18 protein-coding genes are annotated in these 20,893 nt (G+C 76.4%); 12 read left to right on the top strand and 6 right to left on the bottom strand.

Annotated elements, in window-relative coordinates; translation table 11 throughout:
- Positions 1 to 36 precede the first annotated feature (36 nt).
- Positions 37 to 1,299, bottom strand: coding sequence for a GAF domain-containing protein (locus AB2L27_RS04390; RefSeq protein WP_370440256.1), 1,263 nt, complete (start codon positions 1,297 to 1,299; stop codon positions 37 to 39).
- A 174-nt stretch (positions 1,300 to 1,473) separates the two neighbouring features.
- Between AB2L27_RS04390 and AB2L27_RS04385 the strand changes: the two genes are divergently transcribed.
- Entirely contained in the window at positions 1,474 to 2,649 is a 1,176-nt protein-coding gene (locus tag AB2L27_RS04385; RefSeq protein ID WP_370440255.1) for a nicotinate-nucleotide--dimethylbenzimidazole phosphoribosyltransferase, read from the top strand.
- On the opposite strand, the gene AB2L27_RS04380 is transcribed toward AB2L27_RS04385, so the two are convergent.
- Complete coding sequence (locus AB2L27_RS04380) at positions 2,592 to 3,344, bottom strand: GNAT family N-acetyltransferase (RefSeq protein WP_370440254.1); 753 nt, start codon at positions 3,342 to 3,344, stop codon at positions 2,592 to 2,594. The two genes, AB2L27_RS04385 and AB2L27_RS04380, sit on opposite strands and share 58 nt — an antisense overlap.
- 22 nt (positions 3,345 to 3,366) lie before the next feature.
- Here AB2L27_RS04380 and AB2L27_RS04375 point away from each other — a divergent pair, with 22 nt between their 5' ends.
- From AB2L27_RS04375 to AB2L27_RS04355, 5 genes are all read left to right on the top strand, one after another.
- Positions 3,367 to 4,869, top strand: a complete 1,503-nt coding sequence (locus tag AB2L27_RS04375; RefSeq protein WP_370440253.1) for a leucyl aminopeptidase — start codon at positions 3,367 to 3,369, stop codon at positions 4,867 to 4,869.
- Positions 4,870 to 5,205: 336 nt separating this feature from the next.
- Positions 5,206 to 5,649 carry a hypothetical protein gene (locus AB2L27_RS04370; RefSeq protein WP_370440252.1) on the top strand — a complete coding sequence of 148 codons (444 nt, stop codon included), beginning with the start codon at positions 5,206 to 5,208 and terminating at the stop codon, positions 5,647 to 5,649.
- 210 nt (positions 5,650 to 5,859) lie between these two features.
- The gene (gene lpdA, locus AB2L27_RS04365; RefSeq protein WP_370440251.1) at positions 5,860 to 7,239 is read left to right on the top strand and encodes a dihydrolipoyl dehydrogenase; all 1,380 of its coding nucleotides are present in this window, start codon (positions 5,860 to 5,862) and stop codon (positions 7,237 to 7,239) included.
- A 68-nt stretch (positions 7,240 to 7,307) separates the two neighbouring features.
- A complete protein-coding gene (sucB, locus tag AB2L27_RS04360; RefSeq protein ID WP_370440404.1) occupies positions 7,308 to 9,212 on the top strand; it encodes a 2-oxoglutarate dehydrogenase, E2 component, dihydrolipoamide succinyltransferase in 1,905 nt (634 codons plus the stop codon).
- A gap of 102 nt (positions 9,213 to 9,314) precedes the next feature.
- On the top strand, positions 9,315 to 10,205 hold the full coding sequence (locus AB2L27_RS04355) for a TIGR01777 family oxidoreductase (protein WP_370440250.1): 891 nt from the start codon (positions 9,315 to 9,317) through the stop codon (positions 10,203 to 10,205).
- Between the two features lie 31 nt (positions 10,206 to 10,236).
- On the opposite strand, the gene AB2L27_RS04350 is transcribed toward AB2L27_RS04355, so the two are convergent.
- The gene (locus tag AB2L27_RS04350; RefSeq protein ID WP_370440249.1) at positions 10,237 to 12,009 is read right to left on the bottom strand and encodes a protein kinase domain-containing protein; all 1,773 of its coding nucleotides are present in this window, start codon (positions 12,007 to 12,009) and stop codon (positions 10,237 to 10,239) included.
- A gap of 68 nt (positions 12,010 to 12,077) precedes the next feature.
- On the opposite strand from AB2L27_RS04350, the gene AB2L27_RS04345 reads away from it, so the two are divergent.
- From AB2L27_RS04345 to lipB, 3 genes are all read left to right on the top strand, one after another.
- On the top strand, positions 12,078 to 13,406 hold the full coding sequence (locus tag AB2L27_RS04345; protein ID WP_370440248.1) for an NAD(P)/FAD-dependent oxidoreductase: 1,329 nt from the start codon (positions 12,078 to 12,080) through the stop codon (positions 13,404 to 13,406).
- Positions 13,396 to 14,130, top strand: coding sequence for a Type 1 glutamine amidotransferase-like domain-containing protein (locus AB2L27_RS04340; RefSeq protein WP_370440247.1), 735 nt, complete (start codon positions 13,396 to 13,398; stop codon positions 14,128 to 14,130). The genes AB2L27_RS04345 and AB2L27_RS04340 overlap by 11 nt, the downstream gene beginning before the upstream one ends.
- A gap of 108 nt (positions 14,131 to 14,238) precedes the next feature.
- Positions 14,239 to 14,886: a lipoyl(octanoyl) transferase LipB gene (gene lipB, locus AB2L27_RS04335; RefSeq protein ID WP_370440403.1), complete on the top strand. Its 648-nt coding sequence runs from the start codon at positions 14,239 to 14,241 to the stop codon at positions 14,884 to 14,886.
- A gap of 10 nt (positions 14,887 to 14,896) precedes the next feature.
- Here lipB and AB2L27_RS04330 read toward each other — a convergent pair whose 3' ends face one another.
- Together AB2L27_RS04330 and AB2L27_RS04325 are read right to left on the bottom strand one after the other, a co-directional pair.
- Entirely contained in the window at positions 14,897 to 15,784 is an 888-nt protein-coding gene (locus tag AB2L27_RS04330; protein ID WP_370440246.1) for a glycosyltransferase family 2 protein, read from the bottom strand.
- A 133-nt stretch (positions 15,785 to 15,917) separates the two neighbouring features.
- Positions 15,918 to 16,841: an LLM class F420-dependent oxidoreductase gene (locus AB2L27_RS04325; RefSeq protein WP_370440245.1), complete on the bottom strand. Its 924-nt coding sequence runs from the start codon at positions 16,839 to 16,841 to the stop codon at positions 15,918 to 15,920.
- 50 nt (positions 16,842 to 16,891) lie between these two features.
- Between AB2L27_RS04325 and AB2L27_RS04320 the strand changes: the two genes are divergently transcribed.
- The 3 genes from AB2L27_RS04320 (at position 16,892) to AB2L27_RS04310 (ending at position 20,215) form a co-directional block, all read left to right on the top strand.
- Entirely contained in the window at positions 16,892 to 18,349 is a 1,458-nt protein-coding gene (locus AB2L27_RS04320) for a serine hydrolase domain-containing protein (protein WP_370440244.1), read from the top strand.
- 79 nt (positions 18,350 to 18,428) lie between these two features.
- Positions 18,429 to 19,445 (top strand): lipoyl synthase, encoded by a 1,017-nt coding sequence (gene lipA / locus AB2L27_RS04315; RefSeq protein WP_370440243.1) that lies wholly within the window; start codon positions 18,429 to 18,431, stop codon positions 19,443 to 19,445.
- A gap of 35 nt (positions 19,446 to 19,480) precedes the next feature.
- Entirely contained in the window at positions 19,481 to 20,215 is a 735-nt protein-coding gene (locus tag AB2L27_RS04310) for a DUF4191 domain-containing protein (protein ID WP_370440242.1), read from the top strand.
- A 151-nt stretch (positions 20,216 to 20,366) separates the two neighbouring features.
- On the opposite strand, the gene AB2L27_RS04305 is transcribed toward AB2L27_RS04310, so the two are convergent.
- Positions 20,367 to 20,807, bottom strand: coding sequence for an RDD family protein (locus AB2L27_RS04305; RefSeq protein WP_370440241.1), 441 nt, complete (start codon positions 20,805 to 20,807; stop codon positions 20,367 to 20,369).
- Positions 20,808 to 20,893: the final 86 nt, after the last annotated feature.

Genomic DNA, 20,893 nt, shown 5'->3' with positions numbered 1-20,893 from the left:
CGGCGTTGCAACGCCGTTGCACCCCGCCCGGAGGGGTCAGGCCCGCAACCGCTCGAGGCGGGCGACGGCCTCGGCCCGCCCGGGGTCCCCGGGGGCGAGCCGGGCGACGAGGTCGCGGGCGACGACGACGTCGTGGCGCCCGGCCCCGGTGCGGGAGAACTCCAGCAGGGCCCGGTCGTCGTCGCCCTCCAGGACGGCCGTGCGCAGTTCCAGCAGCAGTTCCTCGCGCAGGTCGCGCACGCCGGGGGCGTCCGAGCCGGGCAGCAGCTCCCCCGACCAGCCCGCGACGGCCTCGCGCACCCGCCCGGCGCGCAGCGCGGCGCGCACGTCGAGGGCGTCGCACCCCAGTTCCCCCAGGAGCCGGTAGGGCGCCGGGGACAGGTCCAGGCCCCCGCGGGTGCGGTCGCGCAGGACGGCCCGCAGGCGGTGCACCTCGGCGCGCACCGAGACGGGGGCCAGGTCGCGCTCGTCGAGCTGGGCGGCGAGCTGGGCGGCGGACAGCCCGCAGGGCGGGGCGAGCGCCAGCAGGAGCAGGACCTCGCTGTGCCGCGTCGACAGGGGCCGGACGGTCCCGCCGGCCGCGAGCGTGGGCACGGGCCCGAGGACGGACAGCCGGGGGGCGACGGGCACGGGAGCGGCCACCCCGGGGGCGAGGCACCGGCGCAGCGTCAGCACCCGCAGCTCGGCCTCCACGGCCCCCACGGCGGCGCGGACGAGCTCCAGGGCCCGCTGCCGGCCCAGGTCGTCCCCGCCGGTGAGGTCCAGGACACCGAGGACGCCACCGGTCGAGGGGTCGCGCACGGGGGCCGCCGAGCAGCTCCACCCGGACACCGCGGTGGCGTAGTGCTCGCCCTGGCGCACCCGGACGGGCCGGCCCAGCGCCAGCGCGGTGCCCGGGGCGTTGGTGCCGGCGACGTCCTCGCTCCACCGCGCGCCCTCGGTGAAGGCCATCCGCTCGGCCGCCCGGCGCAGACCGGTGTCCCCCTCCACCCACAGCAGCGTCCCGTCGGCGTCGCTGACGGCCATGAGGACGGGAACGCCGAGGGGTTCGGCCAGCAGCAGCCGGCGCGCCGTGGGCAGCACGGCGGCCAGGGGGTGCACCTCGCGGCGGGTGCGCAGGTCGCCGGGGTCGGCCACGACGGGCGGCGCGACGCGGTCGGGGTCCAGGCCGGTGCGGCGGGCACGCCACCAGGAGGAGGACACGAGCTCGCGCGCGCCGGGCAGCGGGGTGCCCACGACGGCGCTCGCGCTCTGGGCCAACCAGTCCTCGCGCGCGGCGACCGGCTCCCGCGACGTCATCCTCGACCTCCCGCCGGGCCGTCCTCGGACCCGGGACCCGCCACGGTAGGCGGGCCGGTCCGGGACCGACAAGCCCGTCGCGCCGGGACCCGCCGGGCGGGTGGGCGGACCGGGCCGGGGCGCGCGGGTGGGACCATGCCGGGGCACACGCGCCCCCGTCCCCGAGGAGTCCCGATGACCGACGGCCCACGGCCGTTGAACCTGCGCGAGATCGCCGAGGGTCTGCGGTCCCCGCACACCTCCGAGGCGCGGCCGCGCCGGGTGGCGCCGCTGCTGCCGGCCTCCCGCACGGACGGGCTGGCCCGCTGGCTGGCCGGGACGCAGGACCGCGACGTGGCCGCCCCGCTGGAGCGCGTGCGGCTGGTCGTCTTCGCCGGTGACCACGGGGTGGCCGCGCGGGGGATCTCCCGGCTGGGGGCCGGCTGGACCGCGGGCGCCGTGCGCGACCTCGTGGCCGGCCGGGGGCCCGTGGCGGCCCTGGCGGCGCAGGTGGGGGCCGAGGTCGAGGTCCACGCGCTGGGGGTGGACTGGGGCGCCGAGGGGCCGGTGGACGTGCCCGCCGCCGTCCTGGCCGGGGCGCTGCACCCCTCGGGGGACATCGCCGTGGGCGACGCCCTCACCGGGGCCGAGGTCGAGCAGGCCGTGCGCGCCGGGGCCGCGGTCGCCGACGCCGCCGTCGACGCCGGGGTGGACCTGCTGCTGCTGGGCGACCTGGGGGCCGGCGCCACGACCGTCGCCTCGACGCTGGTGGGGGTCTGCCTGCGCAAGGGTGCCGTGGACGTGGTCGGCCGCGGCAGCGGGATCGACGACGACACCTGGATGCGCAAGACGGCCGCCGTGCGCGACGCGGTGCGCCGGGGCCGCAAGCTGGCCACGCGCCCCACCGCCGTCCTGCAGGCCGTCGGCAGCGCCGACGTCGCCGCGGCGGTCGGGTTCCTGCTGCGCTCGGCGGCGCGGCGCACCCCCGTCCTGCTCGACGGCAGCCTGGGGATCGCGGCGGCCCTGGTGGCCGCGCGCGGGGTCCCGGGGGCGGAGAAGTGGTGGCAGCTCGGGGCCGCGACGGCCGAACCGGCGCAGGCCCTGGCCTCCGAGCGGCTCAAGCTGCCGCCCGTGCTGGAGCTGGGGGCCGGTCGCGGGGGCGGGACCGGTGCCCTGGCGGCGGTGGGGGTGCTGCGGGTGGCGCAGACGCTCGCGGCGGCCGACGAGGCGGAGCTGCCGCCCCTGACCGAGCCCGAACCGGAGCCGGACCCCGAACCGGCCCCCGAGCCCGAGCCCGAGCCGGCGCCCGAGCCTCAGCCCGGGGACGCCACCGGCGGGTCCGGCGGGGAGAGCACCCGCCCGAACGTGTGACCGGTGGGTGAGCGGTCCAGCTCGGTGAACCCGGTGCGGCGGTAGAACGCCACCGCACCGGGGTTGGCGGCCGAGACCCCCAGGTGCACCCCGGGGGACCCGGCGGCGGCCAGCTGCGCGCACACCCGTTCCACGAGCAGCCGGCCCAGCCCGCGCCCCTGCAGCCGCGGCAGCAGGTCGACGTGCAGGTGCGAGGGGTGGGAGGCGGGGCGCTCCGCCCACAGCGGGTCCGGGCGCACGCCCTCGTGCACGGTCCGCAGCAGCGGCTCGTCGAAGGAGCCGAGGTGGCCGTCCTGCGGGCGCGGGTAGCGCCGGCGCAGCGCCGGCCACCAGTGCTCCTCGCGCCAGGCCTCGAACCGCGCGGTGTCCCGGCAGCCCAGGACGTACCCGGCGGGCCCGGCCCCGTCGAGGACGAGCGTGCCGAACGAGGTCCCCTCGGGGCCACCGGTCGCGTAGGCGTGGGCGTAGGGGGCGGCGTACACGTCGCCGAGCAGGTCGGGGAACGCGGTGCGGGCGCCGGCGTCGCGGCCGCTGTCCCCCGTCAGCCGGCACAGGACCGACAGCACCGGGGCGTCACCGGGGGCCACGGCCCGCCACCGGACGCCGGGACGGACCTCCCGCTCCCCCTGGTCCGCGCCCCCGTCCGCGCCCCCGTCCGCGCCCTCGGCCGCCCCCTGGTCCCGGTCCCCTCGCACACGGTCACGTTAGGGTGCCCGGGTGCCACGTCTCCTCCTCAGCAGCAAGTCGGTCAAGAGCGTGTCGGTGGACGCCCTGGTGCTCGGGCTCGCGCCCGCCACCGCGGGCGCGAAGACCACCGCCCCCGTCCTGCTGGGGGGTGAGGACCTCCCCCGCGCGACCCGCTCGGCCCTCGTGGAGGCCGCCGTCGCCCTGGGCGCGACGGGTGCGGCCGGGCAGGTCCACCTCGTGCCGGGGGTGGCCGGGCTGGGCACCGGGCTCGTCGCCCTGACCGGGACGGGGGCCGACGCCGACGCCGAGGCCCTGCGCCGCGCCACGGGCGCGGCCGTCCGGGCCCTGGCCGGGCACCGCCGGGTGGCCCTGGGGCTGCCGGTCCCGGACGCCGCGACCGCCGCGGCCCTGGCCGAGGGCGCGGCCCTGGGCGCCTACGCCTTCACCCGCTACCGCGCCGCGTCCCGCGAACCCGTCGCCGAGGTGACGCTGCTGGTCGCCAAGCCGCGGGACAAGGCGCTGCGCGCGGCCGTGGACCGCGCCGGCGTCGTGGCCGCGGCCGTGCACACCGCGCGCGACCTCATCAACACGGCCCCGGCCGACCTCGCCCCGGCGGACCTGGCCGAGGCGGCCGTGCAGGCCGCCGCCGGCACGGGCCTGACCGTGCGCGTGCTGGACGAGGAGGCCCTCGCCGCCGGTGGGTACGGCGGCATCCTCGGCGTCGGCCAGGGCTCCTCCCGCCCCCCGCGCCTGGTCGTCCTGGAGCACGCCCCGGCGCGCGCCAAGGGCCACCTCGCCTTCGTCGGCAAGGGCATCACGTTCGACTCCGGCGGGCTGTCCATCAAGCCGGCCGCGGGCATGGAGACGATGAAGAGCGACATGTCCGGCGCCGCGGCGGTGCTGGCCGCGGTGCGCGCCGCGGCCGAGCTCGACCTGCCGGTGAAGGTGACCGGCTGGCTGGCGGTGGCCGAGAACATGCCCTCGGGCACGGCGATCCGTCCCTCCGACGTCCTGACGATGTTCGGCGGGACGACGGTGGAGGTGCTCAACACCGACGCCGAGGGCCGTCTCGTCCTCGGTGACGCCCTCGTCGCCGCCTCGGCCGAGCAGCCGGACGCCGTCGTCGACGTCGCCACCCTCACGGGTGCGCAGGTGGTCGCGCTGGGCAACCGGGTCTCGGGGGTCATGGGCAACGACGACGCCTTCCGCGCCGCGGTGCTCGCCGCCGCCGAGCGGGCCGGGGAGTCCTTCTGGCCCATGCCCCTGCCCGAGGAGCTGCGCGCGACGCTGGACTCCCCCGTCGCGGACCTGGCCAACATCGGCGACCGGGCCGGCGGGATGCTCGTGGCCGCGGTGTTCCTGCGCGAGTTCGTCGGCAGCACGCCCACCGGGTCCCCGATCCCGTGGGCCCACCTGGACATCGCCGGCCCGGCGTTCGCCACGGGTGAGCCGTGGGGCTACACCCACCGCGGCGGCACCGGGGTCGCGGTGCGCACGCTGGTCGCGCTCGCGGAGGACCACGCGCGCCGCTGACCGGCACCGCCGCCCCGGCCGGAGGGCGCCCCCCGCACGGGGACGCCCTCCGTCGTTTCCGCACCGTGGGAGTCCGCGGACGGTCCCCCTGCGATCAGCTGAGATCGTCCTCGGGGCGGAAGTCGTTGCCCCGCAACCCGTTCGTCGATCCGACATCGGGGGTCGACGGCGGCTCTGCTCCAGACGGGTGATCCTCGTGCCGCGAATGGACTGCACGTTGAGCAACTAGTTATATGCTCACCGTGACGGCCTAGTTCGGGGGCGTCACGTCCGACCGGTTCGGTTCTCTCAACCAGACTCCCCGGTGTGCACCGGGGCACACGTCACGGAGGCACCATGTCCACCCGTCAGACCACCTCTGCCACCCGCGCCCTCCTGCAGCGCTCGGCCCGCACCGCGGCCCTGTCCCTGACCGCGGCCGCCGTCATCGCCGGCGGTGGGCTCGGTGCGGCGGCGTCGGCCTCGGCCGCCCCCGCCGCCACCCTGACGGTGACGAAGACGGCCCCCGGCCTCCAGGGTGTCTCCGAGACCCAGCGCAAGGAGTCCTCGACCGACCGCAAGGAATCGTCGACGGACCGCAAGGAGAGCTCGACGGACCGCAAGGAGTCCTCGACCGACCGCAAGGAGAGCTCGACCCAGCGCAAGGAGAGCTCGACCCAGCGCAAGGAGTCGACCCTCACCCGCAAGGAGTCCACGGTCACGCGCAAGGAGTCCGTGGTGACCCGCAAGGAGAGCACGGTCGAGCGCAAGGAGTCCTGGACCGCCGAGAAGGAGCGCTGAGCGGACCGGAGCTCGACACCCCCCCGGACACGAGCTGGTCAGACGGCACCTCCCCGCCCGGGGAGGTGCCGTCGGCGCGTCCAGGGCCCTCCGTGGGCGCCCCCGACGGGGCCGGCCGGACCGCGACGCCCCCCTCGCGCCACCTCGGGCGCGTGGTGAGAGGATCACGACGGAGCAGTCACCAGCACAAGCCGACCTCAGGAGCATTTCGTGGCAGGTGCCGCCGGGCAGGAGTACGACGTCGTCATCCTCGGGGGAGGCAGTGGGGGCTACGCCGCCGCCCTGCGGGCCGCCGAGCTGGGGCTGTCCGTGGCCCTCGTGGAGAAGGACCTCCTGGGGGGGACGTGCCTGCACCGCGGGTGCATCCCCACCAAGGCCCTGCTGCACGCGGCCGAGGTCGCGGACACGGCCCGTGAGTCCGAGACGTTCGGCGTGCGCGCCACGCTCGACTCGGTCGACATGACGGGCGTCAACAAGTACAAGGACGGGATCGTCTCCCGCCTCTACAAGGGCCTGCAGGGGCTGGTGAAGTCCCGCAAGGTCGAGCTGGTCGCCGGCACCGGCACCCTCGTGGCCAAGAACACCGTCGAGGTCGACGGCACCCGCTACGTCGGCAAGCACGTCGTCCTGGCCTCCGGTTCCTACTCCCGCAGCCTGCCCGGCCTCGAGATCGGCGGCCGGGTCATGACCAGCGAGCAGGCGCTCACCCTCGACACCGTCCCCGAGCGCGTCGTCGTCCTCGGCGGCGGCGTCATCGGCGTGGAGTTCGCCAGCGTGTGGCGCTCCTTCGGCGCCGAGGTCACCATCGTCGAGGCCCTGCCCCACCTGGTCCCGCTGGAGGACGAGGCCGCGAGCAAGGCGCTCGAGCGCGCCTTCCGCAAGCGCGGCATCACGTTCTCCCTCGGCGTGCGCTTCGCGGGCGTCGAGCAGTCCGACAGCGGCGTCGTCGTGAAGCTCGAGGACGGCAAGACCTTCGAGGCCGACCTCATGCTCGTCGCCGTCGGCCGCGGCCCGAACACCGCCGGCCTCGGCTACGAGGAGCAGGGCATCACGATGGACCGCGGGTTCGTCCTCACCGACGAGCGGCTGCGGACCAACGTCGAGGGCGTCTACGCCGTCGGCGACATCGTCCCCGGTCTGCAGCTGGCCCACCGCGGCTTCGCCCAGGGCATCTTCGTCGCCGAGGACATCGCCGGCCTGGACCCCCAGCCCATCGACGAGCTGGGCATCCCCAAGGTCACGTACTGCGAGCCGGAGGTGGCCTCCGTGGGCCTCACCGAGGCCAAGGCGCGCGAGAAGTACGGCGACGTCGACGTGCTGGAGTACAACCTCGGCGGCAACGGCAAGAGCCAGATCCTCGGCACCACCGGCTTCGTGAAGCTGGTGCGCGAGAAGGACGGCCCGGTCGTCGGCGTCCACATGGTCGGCTCGCGCATGAGCGAGCAGGTCGGCGAGGCCCAGCTCATCGTGAACTGGGAGGCCTACCCGCAGGACGTGGCCGGTCTGGTCCACACCCACCCCACCCAGAACGAAGCCGTCGGCGAGGCCTTCCTCGCGCTGGCCGGCAAGCCCCTGCACTCGCACGCGTAGCCGACCGACCCCTTGAACCCGCGGCGTCTCCCCGGCGCCGGAGACCGTCCGTGAGGAGAACCGAACAGATGTCGAACTCGGTGCAGATGCCCGCTCTCGGCGAGAGCGTGACCGAGGGCACCGTCACGCGGTGGCTGAAGCAGGTCGGCGACACCGTCGCCGTGGACGAGCCGCTGCTGGAGGTGTCCACCGACAAGGTCGACACCGAGATCCCCTCCCCCGTGGCCGGGGTGCTCCTGGAGATCCTCGTCCCCGAGGACGAGACCGCCGAGGTCGGCGCCGACCTCGCCCGCGTCGGGGAGGAGTCCGAGCAGGGCAGCGGGCAGGACAGCGGGTCCGGGGACGCGGCCCCCAGCGCTCCCCAGGAGGACTCGCCCACCCCGCCGTCGACGCAGGACGCGCAGTCCGCGCCGGAGTCGGCGCAGGAGCCCGACCCCGAGCAGCCGCCGGCCGCCGCCGCCCCCAGCTCGGGCGGGTCCGGCGCGGGCCAGGCCGTGCAGATGCCGGCCCTGGGCGAGTCGGTCACCGAGGGCACGGTCACGCGCTGGCTCAAGGCCGTCGGCGACAGCGTCGAGGTCGACGAACCGCTCTTGGAGGTCTCGACCGACAAGGTCGACACCGAGATCCCCTCCCCGGTCGCCGGCACGCTGCTGGAGATCCTCGTGGACGAGGACGAGACCGCCGAGGTCGGGGCCGACCTGGCCCGCATCGGTGACGCCTCGGCCCAGCAGGAGTCCACCCCGCAGGAGAGCCCTGCTCAGGACGCCCCCGCCCAGGACGACTCGGCGCAGGACACGTCGGCGCAGGAGGCTCCGGCCCAGGAGGAGTCGCTGGCCGACGAGGTCGAGGAACGCGCCTCCGCCGAGCAGCAGGCCGAGTCCTCGACCCAGCCCTCGGCCGGGTCCTCCGGTGAGCCCGCCGAGGCACCGTCCCACTCCGCGCAGCAGTCCCCGTCCGCGCCGCAGCCCTCCGCGCAGCAGTCCTCCACCGCGGGGTCGACCGCGCAGTCCACGGGCGGCAGCACCTACGTCACGCCGCTGGTGCGCAAGCTCGCCAAGGACCTCGGGGTGGACCTGTCCTCCCTCACCGGGACCGGTGTCGGCGGCCGCATCCGCAAGCAGGACGTGCAGCAGGCCGCGGACGAGGCGGCCGAGGCCGCCAAGGCCCAGCAGCAGCAGGCCCAGACCCCCGAGCAGGCGCCGGCGGCGTCCACCGGGTCCGGCGCCCAGGCGGCTCCCGCGGTCGAGGTCTCCCCCAAGCGCGGGACGACCGAGAAGATGTCGCGCCTGCGCAAGGTGATCGCCCAGCGCATGAAGGAGTCGCTGCAGAACTCCGCGCAGCTGACGACGGTCATCGAGGTCGACGTGACCCGCATCGCGCGGCTGCGCGCGCGGGCGAAGGACTCCTTCGCGGCGACCGAGGGCGCCAAGCTCACGTTCCTGCCGTTCTTCGTCAAGGCGTCCGTCGAGGCGCTCAAGCAGCACCCCTCGCTGAACGCCAGCATCGACGGCGAGAACATCGTCTACCACGGCAGCGAGAACATCTCGATGGCCGTGGACACCCCCAAGGGCCTGATCACCCCCGTCATCAAGGACGCGGGTGACCTGAACCTCGGTGGGCTGGCGCGCAAGATCGCCGACCTGGCCGCCCGCACCCGGGCCAGCAAGATCACCCCCGATGACCTGTCGGGCGGCACCTTCACCATCACCAACACCGGCAGCATCGGGGCCCTGTTCGACACCCCGATCCTCAACGCCCCGCAGGTCGCCATCCTCGGCACCGGCGCGATCGTCAAGCGGCCCGTCGTCCTCACCGACGCCGACGGCCAGGACACGATCGCGGTGCGCTCGATGATGTACCTCGCCCTGTCCTACGACCACCAGATCGTCGACGGGGCCGACGCGGCGCGCTTCCTGCAGACCATCAAGAAGCGCATCGAGGCCGGCGCGTTCGAGGGTGACCTCGGGCTCTGACCCGCACCCCCGACCCGCTCCGGCAGCCCCGTCCCTCCCGCAGGGGCGGGGCTGCCGCCGTCCCACCACCCCCGTCCCACCACCACAGCCAGGAGTGTGCGCGTGCGCGTCGTCGTCAGCGGGGCCAGCGGCCTCATCGGTCGTCACCTGGTGGCCCACCTGCGGGGGGCAGGTCACGAGGTCGTGACCCTCGTGCGCCGCCCGGTGCGCGAGGCGCACGAGGTGAGCTGGGACCCGGCGCGCGGGCAGCTCGACCCCCGCGCCCTGGGCCAGGTGGACGGGGCGGTGAACCTGTCGGGGGCCGGGGTCGGGGACCACCGCTGGACCCGGGAGTACAAGCGGACGATCCTCTCCTCCCGCCTCGACTCCACCTCCACGCTCGTCGGTGCGCTGCTGCGGCTCGAGGAGGCCCCGCAGGTGCTCGTCAACGCCTCGGCCATCGGCGCCTACGGCGACGGCGGCGCGGACGTGCTCACCGAGGACTCCCCCCGCGGCGACGACTTCCTCGCCGACGTCGTGGCCCGGTGGGAGGGCGCGACCGAACCGGCCTCGGCCGCCGGGATCCGCGTCGCGCTGGCCCGCACCGGCCTGCTGGCCAACCCCGTCGGCGGTGCCTTCGGGCAGCTCCTCACGCTGTTCAAGCTCGGTCTGGGCGGGCCGCTGGGCAGCGGCCGGCAGTGGTGGAGCCCCATCACGATGCCCGACGAGCTGGCGGCGCTGGAGTTCCTCCTCACCCAGCCGGTCTCGGGCCCGGCCAACCTGGTGTGCCCGGAACCGGCGACGAACACCGCGCTGACGACGGCGCTGGGTGCGGCGATGCACCGGCCCTCGCTGCTGCCCGCCCCGGCGTTCGCGCTGGAGCTGGTGCTCGGCGAGTTCGCCGGGCAGGTCCTGGCCAGCCAGCGCGTCGTGCCCGCGGTCCTGCTGGAGCACGGGTTCACCTTCCGGCACCCCGACGTGCCCTCGGTCACCGGCTGGCTCGCCCGGGCCTGACCCGCCGCGCCCACCCCGGCCCGCGGGCGGATCAGCCGACCGCGCTGACCCGCCACTGGCCCGCGACGCGCTCGAGGGTCAGCCGCGACGTGCGCGGCTGGCCGGCGGGCACGTCCGTGCGCGCCCCGGCGGCCGAGACGACGACGTGCTCGGCGGTCGTCACGTCGGCCTCCAGCACCCACCGCGACCCCGTGCGCTCCAGCTCCCGGACCGCGCGGACGTCGAAGGCCAGCGCCTCGAACGTGGTGCCGCTCGCGGTCAGGTCCGCCAGCACCGCCTCGTCCGCCGCCCACGCCGCCGACCCGGCCACGTCGAGACCGTCGAGGGCCTGGACCGACCCGGAGGTCAGCACCGCGGCCCGCCGGTCGGCCAGCGCCGTCACGACGGCGGTGGCGTCCTCGCCCCGCAGGACGTCCTCCCCCGGCAGCACCCCGGCCACCGGCGGGTCCTGCGCCGGCGGGACGGGCTCCGGGGCCTGCGAGGGCTCCGGAGGCTGCGGGGGCTGCGGGGTCACGGCCGCGGACGGGGCCGCCGCGGCGGGGAGCGGCGCCGCGGGAGCCGGCGCGGTCCCCCGACCGTGCAGGACGAGCAGCAGGACCACCCCGGCGGCCACGGGCAGCGCGCCGGCGGCCAGGAGCAGCCGCCGCGAGGCCCCCCGCCCCGCAGCGGCCCGGCGTCCCGCAGCGGCCCGACGCCCGCGCCCGGGCGTGGCCGGTGCGCGCGGGGCCGGTGCCCGCGGGACCGGTGCGCGCGAGGCCGGTGGCGACGGCAGGACCGGACCGGTGTCCTCGGGACGGTGCGCGGCCCCGGTGAGGCGGTGGGTGGCGCCGGGAGGCGGGGTGGCCGCTCCGGGCGTCACGGGCCGGGGCGCACCGGCCGGCAGGGCCAGACCGCGCACGGGCCGCGGGCGGGCCGCCGCGGCCACGGCGCCGGCCAGTTCCCCGGGGGTGGGGCGACGCGACGGCTTGCGGTGCAACCCGTCGCGCAGCGCGGTGAGGACGGCCGCCGACCCGCCGGCCGGCACCGCGGCCAGGGCCCGCCGGTGGGCCTGCCGCGCCCCGAGGACACCGGTGGCCGTGGGCACCTCCCCCGTCAGGGCCCGCCAGGCGAGCGCCGCGAGGCCGTAGACGTCGCAGGCCGCGCCGACGCCCTCGCCCGCCAGCGCGGCGGGGTCGGCGAAGCCGGGGGTGCCCAGCACGCTGCCGTGCCGCCGGCCCAGCGCGCGGGACACCCCGAGGTCGGCCAGCAGCGGCTCCCCGCGCGCGTCGAGCAGGACGTTGCCCGGCGCGACGTCGCCGTGGACGACACCGGCGGCGTGCAGGTCCTCCAGGGCGGGGCCGAGCACCTGCACCAGCCCGCTGACCTCCCCGGCCGACAGCCGGCGCCGCTGGGCCAGGACCCCCGCCAGCGAGCCGCCCGCGGCGAGGTCCAGCACGAGCACCGGCCGGCCCTGGGCGTCGGTGGAGATGTCGTGCACGGCGACGACCCGCGGGTGCCGCACCCGCCGCAGCAGGGACAGCTCGGTGAGCAGGTCCGTCCCGGCCGGTCCCGTGCCCGGGTCCGGGGAGGCCGCCAGCACCTTCAGGGCCCGCTCGACCCCGTCGGTGCCCGTCCCGGCCCACACCACACCGGACCCGCCCGCGCCCAGGAGGCGGCCGACGACGTAGCCGTCGACGACGGGCGGGCGGCGGCGCGGGTCGTCCCCGAGCGCGGCCAGCGCCTCGCGGCGCCACTGCCGTCCCGGGCCGGGGGCGGGCTGCCCCAGGGGTCCGGTGGGCCCGGTGAGGGGTTCGGAGACGGTCACCGGGACAGGGTGGCGCACGCGGCGGGACTGCCGCGCTCGTTGTCCACAGGGTCGATACGCTCAGGGGCGTGACCGCTGGCACCTCCCTCGACACCGCCCACCCGCCCACCGCGCTGCGCACGTCCGCGGAGGTGGTCGTCGTGGGCGCGGGCCTGGCCGGCCTCGTCTGCGCGCGCCACCTGCACGCGGCCGGCGTCGACGTCCTGGTCGTCGAAGCCGCCGACGCCGTCGGCGGCCGCGTCCGGTCCGAGACCGTCGGGAGCTTCCGCGTCGACCGCGGCTTCCAGCTGCTGAACCCGGCCTACCCCGAGGTGGAGAAGGTCCTCGACGTCGACGCCCTGGACCTGCGCACGTTCGACGCCGGGGTGGCCGTGCACCGCGGCGGCCGGGTCGCGGCCCTGCGCGACCCGCGCCGGCACCCCACCGCCGTCCTGCAGGCGCTGCGCTTCCCGCTGGGCTCGGCCCGGGAGAAGGCGGCGCTCGCGCGCTGGCTGCTCACGGTGACCTCGGCCGGTGACCTCAAGGAGCCGGACTCGGGCTGGTCGGACGGTCTGGACGCCGCCGACGTGCACGGGGAGCTGCGCTGGTCGGTGCTCGAACCCTTCCTCGCCGGGGTCCTGGGGGAGGTGGACGGGACGACGTCGCGCCGCTTCGTGGACTTGCTCGTGCGCACCTTCCTGCGTGGGACGCCCGGGGTGCCGGCCGGTGGCATGCAGGCCGTGCCCGACCAGCTCGCCGCGGGCCTGCCGGCCGGGTCGCTGGCGACGGGGGTCACGGTGCGGCACATCGGGTTGGCCCCCCGCTCGCTCGCGGTGGAGACCGCCGGTGGGGGCATCACCTGCGACGCGATCGTCGTGGCCACCGACGCCCACACCGCCGGGCACCTCGTGCCCGCGCTGGACGTGCCGGACAGCCACGCCCTGTCCACGTTCTGGTTCGGTGCCCCCTCCTCGCCAGCCCCGGATGCGCGCGCGAAGCTGCTGCACCTCGACGGCGACCGCACCGGCCCGGTCGTGAACTCCGCGGTCGTCTCGGCGGTGGCGCCCAGCTACCTGCAGCCGGGCTCGGAGCACCGCGCGCTCGTCAGCGCCCAGGTGCTCGGGGCGGACACCGGTGCCGAGGTGGAGCGGCGCGTGCGCGAGCAGCTGGCCCGCGTGTACGGCGCGCACACCGCCGAGTGGACGCGCGTCGCGGCGCACTCCATCCCGCACGCCCTGCCCGTGGTGGCCCCGCCGTTCGAGGGTTCCCGGCCCGTCGACGTGGGTGACGGCGTGTTCGTGGCCGGTGACCACCGGGAGAACGCCTCCCTGCAGGGTGCGCTGGTCTCGGGGCGGCGCGCGGCCGACGCGGTGCTGCAGAAGACCTTCGGGCGCACCGGGGCCCTGCGTGCCCGCTGAGCGGCCCACGATCGTCGCCACGTCCGGCGGATGGACGCGCCGCCGGCTCGGCGGGGTGGACTGGGCGGGCACGGCGCACCTGGCCGTGCAGCTGGCCCGGGTCCCGGCCGGGCGCGCGCCGCGGCTGACGTACCTGGGGACGGCCGGCGGCGACCAGCGGGGGTGGGCCGCGGAGGTCCACGCCGCCGGCGAGCGCGCCGGCCTGCGCACGACGGTCCTGGACCTGTTCCCGATGCCGAGCGTGGAGGACCCGGCCCGCACCCTGCTGGAGTCCGACGTCGTCTGGGTCGGCGGCGGGTCGGTCGCGAACCTGCTGGCCGTGTGGCGGGTGCACGGCCTGGACGGGGCGTTCCGGGCGGCCTGGGAGGCGGGCGTCGTGCTCGGCGGGGTCAGCGCGGGATCGATCTGCTGGTTCACCGGTGGCACCACCGACTCCTTCGGCCCGGACCTGCGTCCGGTGACGGACGGGGTGGGCCTGCTGCCGTACGGCAACGGCGTGCACTACGACTCCGAGGAGCGCCGCCGGCCGCTGGTGCACGACCTCGTCGGTTCCGGCGTGCTGCCCGAGACGCACTGCAGCGACGACGGGGTCGGTCTGGTCTACGCGGGCACCGACCTCGTCGAGGCCGTCACCGAGGTGGCCGGCAAGGGCGCCTACGTGGTGCGGCGCGAGGGCGGCGGGGTCGGGGAGACGCGGCTCGAGCCGCGCCTGCTGTCCCGCTGAGCGGGCCCGGCCCCGGCGTAGGCTGCCGGGGTGAGGCAGGCTCCCGCGCACCCGCACCCCCCGGTCGCCCCCACCGACGCCCCCGCCGACGCCCCCGCGGGCCGGGAGCTGCGCATCGAGCGGTACGGGCTGGGCGAGCGCCGGGTGCCCTACGCCGAGGCGTGGGAGGCCCAGCGCCGGCTGCACGCCGCGGTGGTCGCCGGCCGGGCCCCGGACACGGTCCTGCTCCTGGAGCACGAACCCGTCTACACCGCCGGCCGGCGCACGAACTCCTGGGAACGCCCCGACGACGGCACCCCCGTCGTGGATGTCGACCGCGGCGGGCGGATCACCTGGCACGGGCCGGGTCAGCTCGTGGGGTACCCGGTCCTGCGGTTGCGCGGTCCCCTCGACGTCGTCGGCTACGTCCGCCGGCTGGAGGACCTGCTCATCGCCGTCGCGGCCCGGTTCGGGGTGCCGGGGTACCGGGTCGAGGACCGCACGGGCGTGTGGACGGCCGACGTCCCGCTCGCGGCGGGCTGGCGCGCGGAGAACAAGCTGGCCGCCATCGGGGTCCGGGTCGCCCGGGGGGTGACCATGCACGGGTTCGCGCTGAACTGCGACACCGACCTGCAGGGTTTCTCCCACATCGTGCCGTGCGGGTTGCCCGACGCGGGCGCGACGTCGCTCAGCGCCCGCGCGGGCCGGCGCGTGGACGTCCTCGCCGCCGCGCGGGCCGTCACCGACCTGCTGCCGGGGGCCGGGCTGCCCGGGTGACCGGGACCGGTCAGGGCAGCAGTTCCAGGGCCGAGGACCGGGCGTAGCGCACGCGCAGGGACCGCAGTTCCGCGCGCGAGGTCGACGCCCGTTCCAGCACGTCCCACATCTTGCGGTAGCGGGTCGCCCTCCAGCGCAACAGGTTCCGCGGCGCAGTGCCGGGGAAGAACGTCCGGTGCACGGCGGCGTAGTCGCCCGCGCCGATGCCGTACCCGGCGGAGGCCTCGTGCAGCCGCACGTGCAGCGACCGTCCCGGCACCTCCACGAAGCGGCCCAGCAGGAGCAGCTGCCCGAGCAGGACCTGGTCGGAGGAGGGGTAGCTGCCGAGCTGGTCGGTGGCCCACAGCGCCTCGCTGCGCACCAGACCCGACAGGTAGGCGAGCACCGCGATCGAGCAGGGGCCGTTGATCATGTCGATGAACTGCTGCATGCGGCGGCCGGTCACGCTGTCCCACGTGAAGGACGCCGGTTCCGTCCCACCCCGGGCGGGGCCGCCGAGGGCGTCGATGAGGTCCCAGGACGGGACGGCGAGCACGGCCCCCGGGTCGGCCTCCAGGGCCGCGACGCAGTCGGCGAGGTTGGTGGGGTCGACGAGGTCGTCGGCCATGGCCCAGCGGAAGTAGCGGCCCTGGGACAGCTGGAACACGCGGTTGAAGTTGCGGGCCAGCCCGATGTTCGTGGGGTTGCGCACCAGGCGGACGCGGGGGTCGGCCGCGGCGAACTCCTCGACGATCCGCGGGGTCCGGTCGGTGGAGGCGTTGTCGCAGACGATCAGTTCGAAGTCGCCGAAGGTCTGGTCCAGCAGCGCGGTGAGCGTCTGCTCGAGGTAGGCCTGGCCGTTGTGGACGGGCACTCCCACGCTGACGAGCGGGGTCGTCCCCGGCGTGCGGTCGGTCACGGTTGCTCCCGGAGCGGGCGACACCCCGGCGGTGTCGGCTGGCAGGAGCCTGCACCGGGGATCGGGGCCCGTTCAACTCTCCCCACGGGTGACAGTGCCACCCGCCGGAACCGTCCGTGACCGCCGCGCGGCCTCAGAGCTGGGGGGCGACCTCGGCGGCGACCAGTTCCAGGTGGTCCAGGTCCGAGAGGTCCATGACCTGCAGGTAGAGGCGTTCGACGCCCACGTCGCGGTACCGCCCGATGGCCTCGACGACCTCCGACACGGTGCCCGCCAGCCCGTTCTGCCGCAGCTCGGCGCTCTCCCGCCCGATCGCGGCCGCGCGGCGCTCGACCTCGGCCTCGTCGCGGCCGCAGCACACGATGAGCGCGGCCGAGTACGTCAGCTCGTCCGGGTCGCGGTCGGTGCTCGCGCAGGCAGCGCGGACCCGCCCGAACGCCGCCTCGACGTCGGCGGTCGAGGAGAACGGCACGTTGAACTCGGTCGCGTGGCGGGCCGCGAGCGCCGCACCGCGCTTCCTGGCCGCACCGCCGACGATGACCGGGACGGGCGACTGGACGGGTTTGGGCAGGGCCGGGGAACCGGTCAGCGTGTAGTGCCGACCGTCGAAGTCGAACGTCTGGCCCACGGGCGTGCCCCACAGGCCGGTGACGACGGCGAGCTGCTCCTCGAAGCGGTCGAAGCGCTCGACCACCGGGGGGAAGGGGATGCCGTAGGCGGAGTGCTCCTCCTCGTACCAGCCCGAGCCCAGGCCCAGTTCGACCCGGCCGCCGGACATCTCGTCGACCTGGGCGACCTGGATCGCCAGCACGCCGGGGGGGCGGAAGGTCGCCGAGGACACGAGCGTGCCCAGGCGGATGGTGCTGGTGTCGCGGGCCAGCCCGGCCAGCGTCGTCCACGCGTCGGTCGGCCCGGGCAGCCCGTCGCCGCCCATCGTCAGGTAGTGGTCGGAGCGGAAGAAGGCCGAGAAGCCGGTCTCCTCGGCGGTGACGGCGACGCGGCGGAGGGTCTCGTAGCTGGCCCCCTGCTGGGGCTCGGTGAAGATGCGCAGGTCCACGCGGACATCCTGTCCCCCCGCCCCGGCCGGGCCTCTGGCAGGGTCGGGGGATGACCCCGGCCTCCTCCCCCAGCTCCCCCGGCGCCTCCTCCTGGTCCGGGAACCCGCAGTCCCTGCTGCCGGGCACCCACCGCCGCCTGGACCACCTGCTGGCCGCCGAGCAGGTGGCCTCCCGGCTGCCCTCGGTCGTGGCCGGGCTCGTGCGCGACGGGGCGCTGGTCTGGAGCGGTGGGGCGGGCACGACCGGGCTGGACGGCGGCGCCGGCGGGGCGGGCCGGCCGGGTCCGGACACGCAGTACCGCACCGGGTCCATCACCAAGACGTTCGTGGCGGCCGCGGTGCTGCGCGCGGTGGAGGACGAGCTCGTCGGCCTGGAGGACCCGGTGCGCGCCCACCTGCCCGAGCTGGCCGGCGGGGTGGGGCGCGTCACGGTCGGTCAGCTGCTGGGCCAGGCCGGCGGGGTGCAGGCCGAGACGGACGGGCCGTGGTGGGAGCGCACGAGCGGCGGGGACTGGGACAGCCTCGTGCCGCTGCTCGGCGAGAGCGCCGTGCGGCACCGCCCCGGCACGCGCTTCCACTACTCCAACGTCGGGTTCGGCGTGCTGGGCGAGCTGGTGGGCCGGGTCCGGCAGGGGACGTGGCGCGACGTCGTGCGCACCCAGTTCCTCGAGCCGCTGGGCATGGACCGCACGACGATGCGTCCCGTCTCCCCCGCCGCCCGGGGTCTGGCCGTGCACCCCTGGGCCGACGTCGTGCTGCCCGAGCCCGAGCACGACGCGGGGGCGATGGCCCCCGCGGGGCAGATCTGGTCGACCGTGCTGGACCTGGCGCGCTGGGCCGGCGTCGTGGCCGGGCGCTCGCAGGTGCTGCGCCGCAGCACGGTCGAGGAGATGTGGCGCCCGCAGAGCGTCGACGACGCGCGGGGGGCGGGCTGGGCGGCCGGCTACGGGCTGGGCCTGCAGCTGTGGAACGTGGCCGGGCGCCGCTACGCGGGGCACTCGGGGTCCATGCCCGGGTTCGTCGCGATGCTGCGGGTGGACGTGGAGACCGGGGACGGCGTGGTGGCCCTGACGAACTCCACGACCGGGTTCGGCGACCTGGCCCACCGGCTGCTGCAGACCCTGGCCGAGGCCGAACCGCACACCCCGCAGGCGTGGGTGCCCCGGGACGTGCCCGCCGACGTCCTGGCCCTGGTGGGGCCCTGGTACTGGGGTCCGGCGCCGCTGTCCCTGCGCGCGGTGCGGGTCGGCGCGCAGGACGGTCTGGAGCTGGCCGGGCTGGCCGGGCGGGGCCGCGGGTCGCGCTTCGTCCGCGCCGAGGGCGTGCCGGGTGCCTGGCGGGGCCTGGACGAGTACTACGGCGGTGAGCTGCTGCGGCCGGTGCTCGCGGCCGACGGGTCGGTCTCGCACCTGGACCTGGCGAGCTTCCGGCTGACCCGCACCCCCTACGACCCGGGCGCCGACGTGCCCGGCGGGGTGGACGAGCGCGGCTGGACGGCGGCGCCCTGAGCCCGCCCGCGGCGCCCCGTCCAGCGCCTTCTCCGGCGCCCCGTCCGGCAGCCCGCCGGCCGCGACGTACGCTGGTCCGGTGACGATCGCCCCGGAAGGACGTCGGATGCTGCGCATCGAGGCGCGCAACGCCGAGACGCCGATCGAGCGCAAGCCGTCGTGGATCCGCACCACGGCCCGCACCGGTCCGGAGTACAAGGACCTCAAGGGCCTGGTGAAGTCCGGCGGCCTGCACACGGTGTGCGAGGAGGCGGGCTGCCCCAACATCTACGAGTGCTGGGAGGACCGCGAGGCCACGTTCCTCATCGGCGGTTCCGAGTGCACCCGGCGCTGCGACTTCTGCCAGATCGACACGGGCAAGCCGTCCCCGCTGGACACCGACGAGCCCCGCCGCGTCGCCGAGAGCATCCGCACGATGGGCCTGCGCTACGCCACGATCACCGGCGTCGCCCGCGACGACCTCGCCGACGGCGGGGCGTGGCTGTACGCCGAGACGATCCGGCAGACCCACGCGCTGAACTCCGACGGCGAGGCGCACACGGGCGTGGAGATCCTCGTCCCGGACTTCAACGGCCGCCCCGAGCTGCTGCAGCAGGTCTTCGACGCGGCGCCGGAGGTCTTCGCGCACAACGTCGAGACGGTCCCGCGGATCTTCAAGAGCATCCGGCCGGCGTTCCGCTACCAGCGCTCCCTGGACGTCATCACCGCCGGCCGCGAGGCGGGTCTGGTGACCAAGTCGAACCTCATCCTCGGGATGGGCGAGACCGACGAGGAGGTGCTGTCGGCGCTGCAGGACCTGCACGACGCCGGCTGCGACATCATCACGATCACCCAGTACCTGCGGCCCACGCCGCGGCACCACCCCGTGGAGCGCTGGGTCAAGCCGGAGACGTTCGTGGAGTTCTCCCGGGCCGCCGAGGAGATGGGGTTCAGCGGGGTGATGGCCGGTCCGCTCGTGCGGTCCTCCTACCGCGCGGGCCGGCTGTGGGCCGGGGCGATGCGCCGGCGCGGGGTCCCGATCCCCGAGCACCTGGCGCACCTGGACCGCGACACCCCGGCCGCCCAGGAGGCCTCCAGCCTGCTCGCCCGCGGCTGACCCGGGGCCCGGCGGGGGCACGTATCCTTGCCGCCATGGCACGACGAGGATCCAGCGACGGCGGCGCGAGCCCCGCACCCAAGCCGAAGAAGAAGCGGTGGGCGCGGACCCGTCAGCTGAAGCAGGTCTACGACATGACCGTCCGGGTCGACCCGCCGACCCGGTGGTGGCTGCTGCTGGCCTTCGCCGGCCCGATCGTGCTGGGCCTCCTCGTCGGCCTGCTCGTGGGGCACCCGATCTACTTCACGATCCTGGGTCTGCTGCTGGGCGTCCTGGCCGGCACGTTCGTGCTGGGCCGTCGCGCCGAGCGCGCCGCGTACGTGAACCTGGAGGGGCAGAAGGGTGCCGCGGGCGCGGCCCTGTCCTCGATCCGCCGCGGCTGGACGATCGAGCAGGAACCGGTGGCCGCCGAGGCCCGCACCCAGGACATGGTCTTCCGGGCGCTGGGGCGCGGGGGCATCGTCCTGGTCGGTGACGGCCCGCCGCCGCGGGTGCGCAAGCTGCTGGAGTCCGAGCGCCGCAAGGTCGCCCGCGTGGCCCCGAACGTCCCCGTGCACCTGTTCACCGTCGGGGACGGCGGTTCGGAGGGTGAGGTCCCGCTGCGCAAGCTGGCCTCGCGCGTGCAGCGCCTGAAGCCCCAGCTGACCAAGCAGGAGGTCGCCGCGGTGCAGAAGCGCCTCAAGGCCCTCGGCGGCATCCGCCCGCCGGTCCCGCAGGGCATCGACCCGATGCGCGCCCGGCCCGACCGGCGCGCCATGCGCGGTCGCTGAACCCGGCCGCGAGACGACGCAGGACCCCGCAGGACCCCGCAGGACCCCGCAGGACCCCGCAGGACCCCGCAGGACCACGCAGGACCACGAGGGCCCGGCCCCGCCACCACGGCGGGCCGGGCCCTCGTCGCGTCCGTGCCCGCCGGGCGGCTCAGCGCCGCACGACCACCACGGCGGCGACCTTGTCGTGCAGGCCCCGCCGGTCGCTGTCGAACACGACGGCGGGGATGACCAGGGTGAGCAGCAGCGCGCGCAACGCCCCCAGGGCCAGGCCCACGGGGCGGCCGTCGAGGCGGCGCACGACGATCCCGGCGACGGCGTGCCCGATGCTCATCCCGATCGTGGACACGAGCAGCAGGTGCATGACGAAGAAGACCAGCAGCGGCCCCAGGTCGCGCCCCAGGCCGGTGAGGAAGGCCCGGGCGACGACGGTGGCGACGATCCAGTCCACGACCAGGCCCAGGACGCGCCGGCCCCAGCCGGCGACCGAGCCGGTGCCCGTGGCGGGCAGCCCGAGGCGCACCCCCGGGGGCGGGACGGGTGGGTCCACCGGGTCGGGGTCGGGGCTCCTGCGCGTCGTCCGGTCGGGCACCGCCCCAGCCTACGGGGCGCCCCACGACGCTCCTCGCAGCTGCGGCGCGTCCCCGGCGAGGGGCCCTGTCGCGGTCCTGCGCACCT

This window comes from Kineococcus halophytocola (assembly GCF_041276425.1).
Lineage (GTDB): Bacteria > Actinomycetota > Actinomycetes > Actinomycetales > Kineococcaceae > Kineococcus > Kineococcus halophytocola.
The sequence above is the reverse complement of the archived record's forward strand: the minus strand, read 5'-3'. Positions and strand labels throughout refer to the sequence as shown.